This window comes from Vreelandella boliviensis LC1 (assembly GCF_000236035.1).
GTDB lineage: Bacteria > Pseudomonadota > Gammaproteobacteria > Pseudomonadales > Halomonadaceae > Vreelandella > Vreelandella boliviensis.
Map to the genome: position 1 here is coordinate 167,053 of NZ_JH393260.1, position 13,838 is coordinate 180,890.

At 58.0% G+C, this 13,838-nt stretch carries 11 protein-coding genes and 1 riboswitch; of the genes, 1 reads left to right on the forward strand and 10 read right to left on the reverse strand.

Annotated elements, in window-relative coordinates:
* Window positions 1-156: 156 nt before the first annotated feature.
* From atzF to epmB, 10 genes are all read right to left on the reverse strand, one after another.
* Window positions 157-1,977, reverse strand: a complete 1,821-nt coding sequence (atzF, locus tag KUC_RS17715; RefSeq protein ID WP_007114626.1) for an allophanate hydrolase — start codon at window positions 1,975-1,977, stop codon at window positions 157-159.
* Entirely contained in the window at window positions 1,955-2,707 is a 753-nt protein-coding gene (locus KUC_RS17720; protein WP_007114627.1) for a hypothetical protein, read from the reverse strand. Before KUC_RS17720 ends, atzF begins: the two co-directional genes overlap by 23 nt.
* On the reverse strand, window positions 2,707-3,768 hold the full coding sequence (locus KUC_RS17725) for an isopenicillin N synthase family dioxygenase (RefSeq protein WP_007114628.1): 1,062 nt from the start codon (window positions 3,766-3,768) through the stop codon (window positions 2,707-2,709). The genes KUC_RS17720 and KUC_RS17725 overlap by 1 nt, the downstream gene beginning before the upstream one ends.
* Window positions 3,765-7,394 (reverse strand): urea carboxylase, encoded by a 3,630-nt coding sequence (uca, locus tag KUC_RS17730; protein ID WP_040481537.1) that lies wholly within the window; start codon window positions 7,392-7,394, stop codon window positions 3,765-3,767. The genes KUC_RS17725 and uca overlap by 4 nt, the downstream gene beginning before the upstream one ends.
* A gap of 75 nt (window positions 7,395-7,469) precedes the next feature.
* Entirely contained in the window at window positions 7,470-8,108 is a 639-nt protein-coding gene (locus tag KUC_RS17735; RefSeq protein ID WP_007114630.1) for an urea amidolyase associated protein UAAP2, read from the reverse strand.
* A 12-nt stretch (window positions 8,109-8,120) separates the two neighbouring features.
* A complete protein-coding gene (locus KUC_RS17740; protein ID WP_007114631.1) occupies window positions 8,121-8,858 on the reverse strand; it encodes an urea amidolyase associated protein UAAP1 in 738 nt (245 codons plus the stop codon).
* A complete protein-coding gene (locus KUC_RS17745; RefSeq protein WP_007114632.1) occupies window positions 8,855-9,649 on the reverse strand; it encodes an ABC transporter ATP-binding protein in 795 nt (264 codons plus the stop codon). Before KUC_RS17745 ends, KUC_RS17740 begins: the two co-directional genes overlap by 4 nt.
* The gene (locus KUC_RS17750; RefSeq protein ID WP_007114633.1) at window positions 9,646-10,473 is read right to left on the reverse strand and encodes an ABC transporter permease; all 828 of its coding nucleotides are present in this window, start codon (window positions 10,471-10,473) and stop codon (window positions 9,646-9,648) included. Before KUC_RS17750 ends, KUC_RS17745 begins: the two co-directional genes overlap by 4 nt.
* A gap of 59 nt (window positions 10,474-10,532) precedes the next feature.
* On the reverse strand, window positions 10,533-11,609 hold the full coding sequence (locus KUC_RS17755) for a putative urea ABC transporter substrate-binding protein (RefSeq protein WP_007114634.1): 1,077 nt from the start codon (window positions 11,607-11,609) through the stop codon (window positions 10,533-10,535).
* Window positions 11,610-11,665: 56 nt separating this feature from the next.
* Window positions 11,666-11,787: riboswitch (guanidine-I (ykkC/yxkD leader) on the reverse strand.
* A gap of 211 nt (window positions 11,788-11,998) precedes the next feature.
* Window positions 11,999-13,033: an EF-P beta-lysylation protein EpmB gene (gene epmB, locus KUC_RS17760; protein WP_007114635.1), complete on the reverse strand. Its 1,035-nt coding sequence runs from the start codon at window positions 13,031-13,033 to the stop codon at window positions 11,999-12,001.
* A 164-nt stretch (window positions 13,034-13,197) separates the two neighbouring features.
* On the opposite strand from epmB, the gene efp reads away from it, so the two are divergent.
* Window positions 13,198-13,764, forward strand: a complete 567-nt coding sequence (gene efp / locus KUC_RS17765) for an elongation factor P (RefSeq protein WP_007114636.1) — start codon at window positions 13,198-13,200, stop codon at window positions 13,762-13,764.
* Window positions 13,765-13,838 lie beyond the last annotated feature (74 nt).

The window sequence follows — 13,838 nt, forward strand, 5'->3', positions numbered from 1 at the left end:
GTTTTAAGGCTGCTAATCGGTCGTTGGCCAAGCGCACCCAAGGGTAGCCGGAATATCTCAGTTAAAACATATGTCAGTTAAAACCTATTTCAGTTAAAAAATAGTTAAAGAGGCCCCTGCGCAGAGCTCCACATGCCAATGGGCCTCGTATTAGCGCTATGATTGACTCGCCAGCCACCCCCGCCAGCCGCCAAACTCGGTAATGTCTTCTGCTTCACAGCCTTCATTAAGCGCCCCTGTGGTGCAGATAAAACCACACTTCCAACTACCGTCGGCGAGCTCGACCTGGCCTAAACCGAGCGGTGCAGGAATGCCCGCGAGAAAACTACCCATGGTCTCAATCGGCAGTCGCCATACTTCGACGTCAATGGCTTGTCCGTTGTCGTCGCGCAGCATTGCCGGGCGCTTAGGCGGCCCGCCTGCCAGGGCAAACAGTTTGTAGCGCGGTGCGCTCTGGGTGGTGCTAACCAATACGCCGCCGCGTTCGGTCAACTGGTGGTTAAGCGGCAGGCCTTGCAGGTGCGCACCGCATACCACCAGCTCCATGCTGCCATCTTGGGTAGAAACGGGGAGTTCGGCCAACGCTGGGTGTTTTACGCCTGTTGCACCTAAAGGCAGCATCAAGTGCGCTTCGAGGGCACGGGCCAGGGAGAGCAGCGTTAAGTCAGCAAACACCGGCCCAAACAGCGTGACACCCACCGGCAAATTGCGCTCGCTAAAGCCCACCGGCACGGCCAGGGCGCTGTAGTCGAGCAGGTTCATAAAGTTAGTCCAGGTGCCCAGGCGCGAATTGACGCCGATGGGATCCGCCGCCACCTCGGCCTTGGTGGGGTGGGTCACCGTGGTGGGCGAGAGCATCACATCGACCTGACTGATGAGTGCGTCGGCCTGGCGCTTGTACTCGGCGAGCTTATAACGCGCATCGAAGGCGTCGACCGCCAGTGGCGTGGCGCCACCCTGGGTGATCTGGAAAGTGACCGGGTGTACTGCCTCGGGAGTGCTCGCCATCAACTCGCGAATCACATGGTAACGCTCGGCCACCCAAGGCCCTTCGTAGAGCAAGCGCGCTGCGGCCAGTAGCGGTGAACAGTCAAGCTCAACCTTTTCGCCGCCAAGGGACTCCAGCTCGGCAATGGCCAGGTGCATGCCTTGGGTATAGGCCGCATCAGTTTGCCACTGGGATTCAAGCGGTACGCCAAAGCGAAAGGCTGTAGGCGCCTTACCGAAGCGCTTACCGTGTACGGCAAAGTTATGCTGGCGCGACCAGGCGCACTGATCATCATAGGCCGCGGTGATAGCCAGCAGCTTGGCGCCATCGTCAGCGGTCAGCGCAAACAGGCTAATAGTGTCCAGCGTGGCGCAGGCAGGCACCACGCCGCGGGTGCTAAGCAGCCCTAAGCTCGGCTTAACCCCGTAAAGGTTATGAAAGCAGGCGGGCACACGGCCAGAGCCCGCGGTATCGGTACCCAGCGCAAAGCTGACCATACCCGCTGCCGTCACCACCGCCGAGCCGCTACTGGAACCACCGGGCACCAGCGTTGGGTCAAAGGCATTAGCCGGCGTACCGTATACCTCCAGCGCCCGCTCGCCCACCAAGCCTGTCGCGAACTGATCCAGGTTGGTTTTACCCATCGGGATCGCGCCCGCATCGATCAACTGCTGCACCACAAAAGCATTTTCGGTGGGCGTATAGGCATACGCCGGGCTGCCCGCGGTGGTAGGTATCCCCGCCAAATCGATATTGTCCTTCATCGCAAACGGAATGCCGTAAAGCGGCAGGGTCTGCGGCGATTCGCCTTCCAGGCGCTTCAGGTAAGGTTCCAGCTGCTCACGGGTCAAGCGAGTAATCCAGGCGGGCTCTTTACCGTGGGTGTCGGCTTGAGCGAGCAACTGGTCGATCAACGTAGCAGGGGTGAGCTCACCTTGCTGGTAGGCGGCGTGTAAAGTAGCAATATCAAGTGATTTGATTGAAAGCATTATTAGACTCCGAGTGGTAGTAACAGTGACTCTGGATAAACGATGATGCTTCGAGAAATTCCCCCACCCGCCAGGGCTGGGTCGATAGCACTATCTGCCAACCCTCTTGGAGGCGCTGTAAGTAGTCAAAGCAGAGGCTTGCCCGCCAGCGCAGGGTATCGTCAGTTAGGCTGCTTGGTGACACAAATAGGTCTGCTGAGCGGGCCGTTAGAGGGCGAGGGCTGATTGCCATGGCGTGATCGCCCAGTTGCAGCCAGCGAAGGTGCCCCTGTTCATCACAGCGAATGACTTCTTCAGCGGCGTTATCGGAAATTCGCTGCCAGTGCTCAACGTAGCGCCCGTGAGGGTGTTGCTCTTCCAGGATGGAGTCATCAATCCAGCGGAGCAGACCAACATCACGCTCTAAGCTGGGGCAAAGATCCTGATAGCGGTGCCAGGTGCATAGTGAGTTGAATCCTTCGCCTTCGATCTGGGTAATCCCGGCAAAGGCAGTGAGTTTCACCAGCCACTCAAGCTGGCGGCGGTCACACTCCTCTAAACCGGTAATACCGGAAAAATCCGGGCCGTTGGCAGGTAGGCGTATGTCGGCATGCCAGTGCTCGCCCTGGAGCCAGACAACCTGGGTGGTGGTATCGGCCTGTTGGTAGGGTTCGGTGGCGGGTTCGGCATAAAGTGTGCGCTGCCAACCCCCGCGAAATTCGCTAGCGATGCTGGGTAAGGAAACGCTCATTATGGGGTTTCCTTATGCTTGCCGTGCTGGCCAAGGCTACCTACTTCGCGGGCCCCATCGGGCAGCGCGATTTCGCCCCTAGCTAGCCGTTCGCGCAGGTAGTTAAAGGTTTGAATCGTTTGTGCGTAGAGGTGATCCCCCGCTTTAAGCGGTGGGTAAAACGCTTGGCCGTGGCGTTTTACCAGCTCCGGCAGCGGCGCGACCACAGTGTGGTAATCGCAGGCGAAAAACAGCGGGAAGGAGTAGCGCTCTTCCTTCACTTTGCGCACCCGGTGGGAGGTGGCGACAAACTCGCCGTTGCTCCATATCTCCAGCATATCGCCGATATTGACCACTAAGGCATCGTCTCGAAACGGCACATCAATCCATTCACCCGCGCCGTTCATCACTTCAAGGCCAGGGGCCGTGGGGAGCAGCAGGGTGAAACACTCGTAGTCGGTGTGGGCGCCAATGCCCTGGGCGTCTTCGGCGTCGGGATTATACGGGTAGTGGATAAGCCGCAACTGGCTGGGCGGTTTAGTCACATGGTGAAGAAAGTGGCTCTCTTCATGCCCCAGCGCCAGGGCAAAGCCACCCATCAGAGCGCGGCCAACCTGGTAGGCGGCGTCATAATAGGCCGCGACCGGCTGGCGGAAACCCTCAAGCGCCGGCCAGGGATTGGGCCCAAGCAGCGCAGTGCCCGCCAAGACATCAGGATCATCGCTGGGCAGCTCAAAGGCGAGATCGAAGGCCTCTTTCATATCCGGATTGTTAGGATCCGGCGACTCTTCACCGGGCGGCACATAGCCCCGGTGATGGTGGTAAAGGCCAATATAGCGCTCCATCTTGGTCTCGGTTGGCTGGGCAAAGAAGCGCTTGGCTTGGTTGATTAATCCTTGGCGTAGCGAAGGGTTAATGCCGTGCCCGACCATTTGGAAGAAACCCACTTCCCGGGCGGCACGGCCAAGCTGTTCGGCAACGGCTTTACGTGCGTTCAGATCGCCAGAGAGCAAGTCGCCAATATCGATCACCGGGATAGCTTGGAAATCGGCAAGACGCAGGTCGTTGGATGCTTGGCTCATGGGGTTGCCTCTTGGTCACTGGCGAGCACGACGAGTGGCTGACCCGGGGCAATGGAAGCGCCTTCAGCAATCGGTAGCCGCACAACGTGGCCCGCGCAGTGGGCGGTGATCTCGACTTCCATTTTCATCGACTCCACCAGCGCGACTGGCTGGGCAGCCTCCTCCCGGTCACCTTCTTTAACCAGTAGCTTCCACAGGCTGCCCGTCACCGGGCTTTCGATGCCTAGCTCGTTGTCATCAAGCGTCGTGACTTCGGCGCTTTCTGGTGCCTGATCCTCAAAGGTGAACTGGCCATTGGCCCGCCAAGCGGCCATTTCCGCCTGAAAGGCGGCTTCGCGTTTTGATCGAAAGGCCTCAATTGCCTCGGCGTTCTTATCGATCTCGGCTTGGTAGTCCGCCAAGCGAAAGCGGGCGGTTTCAATGACTAAGTCATAGCGGCCGTGGGGGAAGTCGCGGCGAATTTGCTCCAGCTCATCGGGGCTGACTTCATGGAAGCGCAACTGGTCAAAAAAGCGCAGTAGCCAGGGGTTCTCGAAGTGTTGGGTGGTGCGGTAGCGGTTCCACATTTGCAGGGTGCGCCCGACAAACTGGTAGCCGCCGGGGCCTTCCATGCCGTAAACGCACAAATAGGCACCGCCGATGCCCACGGAATTTTCAGCGGTCCAGGTGCGGGCTGGGTTGTACTTGGTCGTCACCAGCCGCTGGCGCGGGTCGAGTGGCGTCGAGACAGGGGCGCCCAGGTAGACATCCCCCAGGCCCATCACCAGATAGTGGGCATCGAAGACGATATCACGCACTTGTTGTTTGCTTTCCAGGGCGTTAATGCGGCGAATAAAGTCGAGATTGCTGGGGCACCAGGGGGCATCCGGGCGCACGCTGCGTTGGTATTTATCAATGGCTTCCTGGCAGGCGGGGTCGTCCCAGGACAGCGGTAGATGCACCACCCTTGACTCGACTTCCAGTGATTCCACATCGACCAGCGCCTGCTCGGCTTTTTCCAAATGGGCGAGCAGCTTATCCAGGGGCAGTTCCAAGGGTTCGTAGTGAATCTGCAGCGAGCGAATCCCAGGGGTTAGTTCCCGCAGACCGGGTAGCGAGTGTTGCTGTAACCACAGCATCCAGGCGTGTACCCGAAAACGCAGGGCAATATCCAGCTCCATGGCGCCAAACTCGATGAGCAGGAAATCATCCCCGGCGCGGCGGTAAACGATGCGCTCACCCGCCTGCTCGGCGGGCACATCGCGGACGATGGGAGTGTCGCGCTCGGGCTGAATCTCTTCGACGGGCACTACGGTGAGAGACGCCAGTTGTTTTAGCTGGCGCTCTTCAAGGGCGCGGGCGGTGGCGAGGCTGACCGGCACAAAGCGCACTTTATCGCCGGCGGCGAGCTGGCCTAGCTTCCAGCGCTCGGCGCGCACCACGGTGGCGGGGCAGACAAAGCCGCCCAGTGATGGCCCGTCGGGGCCGAGGATGACCGGCATATCGCCGGTAAAGTCGATAGTGCCGAAGGCGTAGGCGTTATCGTGGATATTGGAGGGGTGCAGGCCCGCCTCGCCGCCGTCGGCGCGGGCCCACTCGGGCCGTGGGCCAATCAGCCTGACGCCAGTGCGGCTGGGGGTGTAGTGGGCTTCCCACTCGTGGTCGAAAAAGCGCTCGATATCGTCATCGGTAAAAAAGTCCGGTGCGCCGTGAGGGCCGTAAAGTACGGCCACCTGCCAGGTCTTGCCACCGTCATGATTACCAAAAGTGGGGATCAGCGCCTGATCAAGTTGTTTCAGTGGTACGGCCGCAAGCCCGGGCAAATCGAGCATATCACCGCTGCGCAGTGCACGTCCGCCGTGACCACCAAACTGGCCCAGGGTAAATGTACTGCGGGAGCCTAGATAGCGCGGGCACTGGATACCGCCACGAACCAATAAATAGGCGCGCGCGCCTACGGCGGCCTTTCCTAGGGTCAGCGTGGCGCCAGCGGGAATAGCAATCACCTGCCAGAAGCTGACCGCTTTTCCATCGAGCGTTGCAGGCAGATCGGCACCCGCCAGTACAATTTGCGTCGCGCGGTGAAAGCGCAGCGTCGGGCCGGTGAGGGTGATCTCCAGCCCGGCAGCATCGGCGGGATTGTCGAGCAGACGATTCCCCAGCCGAAACGACCAGTCATCAAACGGCCCCGAGGGCGGTACGCCCACATCCCAATGGCCCTGGCGACCGGGGAAATCCTGAATGGTCGTCATTGTGCCTGGCGCGAGCACTTCGATAACGGGCGGTGCCCACTCCAGCGTGGTGAGCCAGTGCGTGTCTAGATCCGCCTGCAGAAAACGCTCGGCGCGCAGCACATGGGCGAGCCAATTGCGGTTAGTGGTAATACCGTAGACGCTGGCGTGAGCCAGGGTGTCCGCCAGCTGTTCAATAGCTGCATTGCGGCTGTCGGCATGAGCAATCACCTTGGCCAGCATGGGGTCAAACAGCGCAGAGATTTCCAGCCCGGCTTCAATGGCATGATCAATACGTAGGCCATCAGCCTGTGGGAAATCAACCTCGGTGAGTAGCCCGGCGCTGGGGCGAAAATCGTGGGCGGGGTCTTCGGCGTAGAGGCGTGCCTGAACCGCATGGCCGCTCGGGATGAGATCTTTAGTAAGGAGCTCAATGTTGGATAATTCCCCCGCTCCCAGTTTGACCATCCATTCGACAATATCAATGCCATACACCATCTCAGTGACGCCGTGCTCAACCTGCAGCCGAGTATTCACCTCAAGAAAATAGAACGCTTTACGCTCGGTGTCGTAAATAAACTCAACGGTCCCGGCGCTGCGGTAGTTGACCGCTTTGCCCAGCTGAACGGCGGTTTCGTGCAGAGCCTGACGAACGTGCTCCGGCAGGTTGGGGGCGGGGCACTCTTCGAGCACTTTTTGGTGGCGACGCTGGGTAGAGCAGTCACGTTCGCCGAGCGCGACGACATTACCCTGACCGTCACCAAACAGCTGCACCTCGATATGACGGGCGCGGGCGATATAGGCTTCCAGAAACACGCCGCCGTCGCCGAAGTTGCGCTGGCCCAAACCTTTAACCGAGTCAAAGGCGCGCTCAAGCTCGGCGGGAGTTTGGCAAACCTGCATACCGATGCCACCGCCACCGGCAGTGGATTTGAGCATGACCGGATAGCCGATCTTCTCGGCGCTTGTCAGTGCTTCATCGACGCTTGCGAGCAGCTTGGAGCCGGGTACTAGCGGAACTCCGGCTTTTTCGGCCAGCGCACGGGCTTGGTGTTTGAGGCCAAACTGTTCAATCTGCTCGGCGGTGGGGCCTAAAAAGATCAGGCCTGCTGCATCGCAGGCTTCAATAAAGCGGGTGTTCTCTGACAGGAAACCGTAGCCGGGGTGCACCGCCTTGGCGCCGCTCTGCTGGGCAATGGCGATCAGCTTATCGATATTAAGATAGGTATCGCTGGCGCCGCCCTCGCCGAGCGAGTAAGCCTCATCGGCCTGGTGAGCGTAGGGCGCATCGCGATCCGCATCGGCGTAAACCACCACGCTGCCCACGCCGAGGGCTTTCAGGGTGCGTAAAATGCGTGCGGCAATGGCACCGCGGTTGGCAATCAGGACTTTGCTAAACGTTGTATTGATGGACATGGCACTGCCTGCAAACAAAGGCGGGTCGTCCCGCAGGTTGCTTGGCCTTCTAGGGTCGTCCCTAGGGCGAATCACTTATTCCCAAACCAACAGCTCGATGGGGGTGGGGTTGTAGCCGTTGCAGGGGTTGTTGAGCTGGGGGCAGTTGGAGACCAGCACGATGACATCCATTTCGGCGACCATCTCCACGTACTTGCCCGGCGCGGAGATGCCGTCCTCAAAGGTCAGCCCACCGTCGGCGGTGACTGGGACGTTCATAAAGAAGTTGATGTTGTGGGTGATATCGCGCTTGGTCAGGCCGAACTCTGGAAAGTTGGCGATGGCCTGCATCCAGTTATCCCGGCAGGAGTGCATATGGCGCTTTTCCAGGTCATAGCGCACGGTGTTGCTTTCGCTGGCGCAGGCGCCGCCCAGGGTATCGTGACGGCCGCAGGTGTCGGCGCTTATCGTCAGCATTGGGCGGCCTTCGCTGGACATCAGCGTGGTGCCCGCGGTGAGGTAAACCGCGCCCTGCTCGCGTACCGTATCCATGGCGCTATAGCGCTCGGCGGTATCGTTTGCGCTAAAGAACAGCGTGTCGGCGGCTTGATTGCCCTCTAGATCGAGAATGCGCAGGGTTTGGCCCCGCTTGACGGTGCCAATGTAGTGATCGCCTGCATTCACCGTGGTGCGGCTCAAGGCGTTTTCAGGGCGTAGGGTGCTTTCAATAATCATGTGGCGTCTCCCTTATAAGCCGAGGTGGTAGAGGCGGTTATTGGCAAAGCCGCGGGCGTTTTCCGGCCGCGAGCGGTAGCAGGGGTCGTCTTCTGTGGGCGGCTCGGCGGTGCCGAGGGCGATATCCACACCGCGGCGGGGGTAGTCAGCGCTGGGGTCGAGGGGGTGCGGGCAGGTATGTAGCAGTACTAGCGTGTCCATCTCAAAGCGCAGCGTGACGCTTTGGCCGGGCTGGCAGTGGTCGCTCACATAGCGCAGCTTGCCCTCGTCGTCGCTCTCGACGCGGGAGAAGAGGTTGAGATTGGCGGCCATATCCCGACGGCCCAGGCCGTACTTGGCTAGCTCCACCAAAAAGGCGTCGAAACCGGTGCGTGTCCAGTCGTTGTGAGCTTGCTGATAACTCACCGGCTGCCAGCCTTTTTTGAGCAGGTGGTGAGGCATCAAGTTGCCGCCAACGCTGTCGTGCCAGCCCAGATCATCGTGGGTGATGGAGGAAAAAATACGCCCCATATCGGAGTAAAGGCAGTGGCCCTGGGTGAGCTTAAAGGTGTGCTGGCACTTTAAGGTGTCGGGCAGGTTTAAGCGTTCCAGCAGGTTTTCCGGGTTGTAGAATAAAAGCCCTACGTTGCTGTCGGCCTCCTGTGCGGTCAGGGTCAGGGTGGTGCCGCGGCGCAGGCGTAGCGACCAGTGGTGCCCGCCGGGTAAATGAGTGGTGTAAGCGGGCTGGCTATTGATAACAGCGTCTGTCATAGCAGCGTCTCCTGGGTGTGGGTTTTCAGGCCGCCTTGTTGAAGCGCCTCTTCTAAATCTGTTGAGGGGCGGTCTCTGGAAATGGGCAGGTCGTAGGTGATCGTTGCGCCAAACGCTTCCGGTGCCTGTGGGTCGTGGCGGGTTTTATCGAACACCCATAGCCGTGTGCCCAGCTCAAAGGCTTCTTTAAGGTCGTGGGTGATCATAAAGATGGTCAGCTGCTGCTCTTGCCACAGGCGGTTGATCAGCACGTGCATATCCTGGCGAATGCCTGGGTCGAGGGCGCCGAAAGGCTCATCGAGCAACAAAATACGCGGCCGCATCATCAATGCCTGGGCAATGGCCAATCGCTGCTGCATACCGCCAGAGAGCTCGTGGGGGTATTTGTTAAGCGCGTGATCTAGGCCGACTTCGTCGATGCGAGCACAGGCTTTTTCCACAGCGCGGCGCTTGGCAGCGCCGAAGCTCTTGCCCAGCAACTTGGAACTGTGCAGTTCATCGGCCATCATCACGTTGCCGAGCACGGTTAAGTGGGGAAACACGGAGTACTTCTGAAACACCACGCCGCGATCCGGCCCGGGTTCATTGGGAATGGGCTGATTATCCAGGGTTAAGCTGCCCTTAGAGACGGCTTCAGTGCCCAGCAGCATCTTGAGAAAGGTGGTTTTACCGCAGCCAGAGGCCCCCACTAAGGTGACAAACTCGCCGGGCTCAACGCTAAAATTAAGATTTTCGAGCACCACGTGATTGCCGTAATGCTTCTCTAGCCGTTTGGCCGCCAGCAGGCTCATGACTTATCTCCTTCGCCAGCGTGATACCAGGGGAATGCCAGCCGCGACACCCAGGCCAACAGTTGGTCAAGCAAAAACGCCAGCAGGGTAATCCAGGCTACATAGGGCAAAATGACGTCCATAGAGAGGTAGCGGCGCACCAGAAAAATGCGATATCCAAGCCCTTCCTGGGCTGCAATGGCTTCGGCGGCAATCAAAAATAGCCAGGCGGTGCCCAACGCCAAACGGGTGGCGTTCAGTAATCGAGGCGTAAGCTGGGGTAGCAAAACTCTTAACATCACCTGCCAAGAGCTGGCGCCTAGGGTTTGCGCCTTGATCAACTGCTCGTCGGGGAGTCGCAGGGCGTGGCCTTGAAGGTCGCGGATCAGAAACGGGGTTACCCCAATCACAATCAGTGCAATCTTGGCGGCTTCGCCGGTGCCAAAGGCGATAAACAGAATCGGCAGTATCGCCATGGGGGGAATCAGTGAGGCGACGGTGACCAGCGGCGAGAACTTGGCGCGAATGATGGGGATGCCGCCGTTGACAATGCCCACGACTAAGCCAATCAGGGCACTAATACCCACGCCGATGACGATGCGCTCTAGGCTTGCGAAGGTGTCTGTCCAGAGCACAACCTCCCCCGTGCGCACATTTTCGGCAGTGGCCAAATGATAAAAGGTGCTGGCCATATTAGAGGGTGTCGGCAACAGGCGGTCGTTAGGGTTCTCTGCCAATCTTGCGTTGGAGAGGCTCATATAAAGCATCGCTAGCAGCAAAAAAGGCAGTAGACCTAACAGCCAGCGGCCGCCTCTGGAGGGCGTTAAATTAATTAATCGCTTCATGGCTGTGTCCACAGAAGATGAGAACGGGGGAGTGACCAGGGCCACTCCCGTGACACGAATTACTGAGCGTCGAGGTAAGCTTGAGTAAAGCTTGGGTCAAAGCGCAGTTGAACGTTGTTCTCATCGCCGAACACGCCGCTGGGCGTTTCAATGCCGACGACGCCCGCATTGGGGGCCATATCGCCGAGTAAACCATGGGTAAAGCTGAATTCGGCGACCCGCTCCATGGTGGCGAGAAGATCAGCGCTCTCCATTAGTTCAATGGCTTCCGCCGGGTCGGTGTAGAGGTAGGTAGCATCTAGCTGATTCCGATAGCCTTCCACATCAGTACCAGCAGCATCGGCCATAATGGTAAGCGCCTGTTCATCATCCGCTTCAACCAGGTTCATGACTTCATACCAAGCGCCGACCAGGGCGTGTCCAAGTGCGGGGTTGTCGGCGAGGGTTTGCGTATTGACCACCATCATATCGAGGATTTCGCCGGGAATTTCTGCCGAGGTATACACCACATTGGCATCGGGCATCTCCTCGATGGCGCTTAGCTGGGGGTTCCAGGCGGCAACAGCTTCCGTGGTGCTGCTGGAAAATAGGCCGACGATATCCGCATCAGAGGTATTAACCGTTTCGATGTCGCGTTCGGTTAGGCCGACGCTCTCAAGGGCACGAGCGAGAAAGTAGTGGGAGACGCTAAACTGAACGAGATTGACCTCGCGGCCTTCAATGTCGGCAAGGTCATCGCTGCCTTTAAGCACGATGCCATCATTGCCGTTAGAGTAGTCGTTGATAATCAGTGCGGTGGAGTCGACGCCGCTGGCGGCGGGAATGGTCAGTGCGTCCATATTGGTCATGGCGCAGCCATCAACGTTGCCCGAGGTAAACTGGTTAATTGATTCGACGTAGTCGTTGACCTGCACTACATCGATACTGATGCCGTACTCGTCAGCCCATTTGTCGACCACGCCTTCTACATCGGCGTAGGCCCAGGGCATCCAGCCCGCATAAATCGACCAGCAGACGCTGAATTCATCGCGTTCTTGTGCCTGGACAGGGGTGATGGCAAGCGTTGATGCGAGTAGTGCAGCAGATAAGGGCGCAAGGGAAAAGCTTTTCAGGGAGTTACGATTGGCAAGGGTCATGGCAGCCTCCAGCGGCGAAGAAAAACTCGGGGGCATCGGCGCATCACTGCACCTTATCCTCCCGGGCTTTTGTCCCGCCGTGTAACCTAACGCCTTAGCGTTAGGTCGATTGCTCTCGGACCAGCCACACCATCGGGGGTTGTGTATTGATGGTGTCGGAACCCTAGCGATCTATTGGAAACTAAATTGTGTGGCAGCGTTAGCTACCGATACCCCGTTTGTTACGCTTAGATACACAGCAAAATGGGGGCCGATCCAATCTAAATCTTTTCCTTTCAGATAATTACACTGCAGATTCCGTTAGAGCGGTAGGGATGTTGGCTCGCTGTATGCGTCTTAAAGGTGCGAAAACGAGGCGGCTGCACTGAATTTGTGCTGCTTGGTAAGCGCTAAAGTGGCGTTTTACTGCCCTTTCCAGGAATTTCCCGCACTAGGCGCGGCATTAGGAACCCCGGCAAAAGGTCGCGCAGCGCAGTCACCAGTTCGCGGGCTTCTTCATCCGAGACATCAAAATGCGCAGCGCCTTGCACGGGGTCCAGCACGTGCAGGTAGTAGGGCAAAATGCCTGCTTCAAATAGCCGTTCCGACAGTGTGGCTAAGCTTGTCACGTCGTCGTTAACATCGCGCAGTAGTACGCTCTGGTTGAGTATCGTCGCACCGGCTTGTTTGAGGCGCGCACAGGCGTCCATCACCGTTTGGTCAATCTCGTTGGTATGGTTAATATGCAGCACCACCACTTTTTGCAGGCGTGTAGCGGAGAGCCAGCCAAGAAGGGCGTCATCGACCCGGTCGGGAATTACCACCGGCAGGCGGGTATGAATCCGCAGCCGTTTGAGATGCGGGATGCTTTCTAGCTGTTCCACCAGCCATGCTAACTGGCGATCGCTGGCAGCCAGCGGATCACCGCCGGAGAGAATCGCCTCGTGAATAGTGGTGTCGCTGCGTAAGTAGTCGAGAGCTTCCTGCCACTGCGCTCTGGAGGGTGAGTTGTCACTATAGGGAAAATGGCGACGAAAGCAGTAGCGGCAGTTAATCGCACAGTTAGGGCTGGCGATCAGCAGCACCCGGCCAGCATACTTATGAATCAGCCCTTTAGCGGGCTGGTGGTCGGCTTCTTCGAGTGGATCAACGACGTATCCATGTGGCATGAGTGCTTCTTCGCCCAACGGCAGCACCTGGCGCAGCAGTGGGTCGTCTATGTCGGCGTAGGCTATTCTGTTGAGATACGCCTCTGGCACACATACGTCAAACAGTTCGTGACCTGCTTGGGCGCCTGCCAACCAATCGCTGCTTAGTCCCAGCCGTTTGCAAAGTGATTGCGGGTCGCGAATGGCGTGGGAAAGCTGTTGCTGCCAAGTGGATTGCACCATTGAACAGCGATGGCTTTGCTTTTCAGACGCGGCAATAATGATGTTCTCCTGCAAAAAAGCCCTCCTTCGGGTTATCATGCGCGCACTTATTTAACGACGCCATTTGCAACGCTTCTGGCATATAGCTGCTGGTATATACACATGCTGACGGCGGCAAAGTATGGCTTCGTGCACCGCCTGTTGAAACAAATAACTGAAATGGATGATTGAGAGACATTATGGCGAACTATTCTACCAACGAATTCAAGGCCGGTCTGAAAGTAATGCTCGACGGCGATCCTTGTTCGATCGTTGAGAACGAGCTGGTCAAGCCCGGTAAGGGGCAGGCGTTTAACCGCGTTAAACTGCGCAACCTGATGACTGGCCGCGTAGGTGAAAAGACTTTCAAATCCGGTGACTCGCTAGAAGGCGCTGATGTCATGGATTTGGAGATGGAGTATCTCTACACCGATGGTGATATGTGGCACTTTATGAAGACCGATGGCTCGTTTGAGCAGTATGCGGTAGAGAAAAAAGCGCTAGGCGATTCCGTTAAGTGGCTGAAAGAGCAGGTGCCCTACATTATTACGCTTTGGAATGATAAGGCGATTTCCGTGACGCCGCCTAACTTCATCGAGCTGGAAGTCGTCGAAACGGATCCCGGTTTGAAAGGCGATACCGCTCAAGGCGGCTCTAAGCCTGCGACGCTTTCCTCTGGGGCTGTTGTTCGCGTGCCGCTGTTTATCAATCAGGGTGAAGTGCTGAAAATTGATACCCGCAGTGGTGACTACGTCTCCCGCGCTTGATCGCTTTTTAGGGCGCTTGTATGTCTTAATGGCCACGCTATGTGCGTGGCCATTATTGTTTAAGGCTGTTTTTC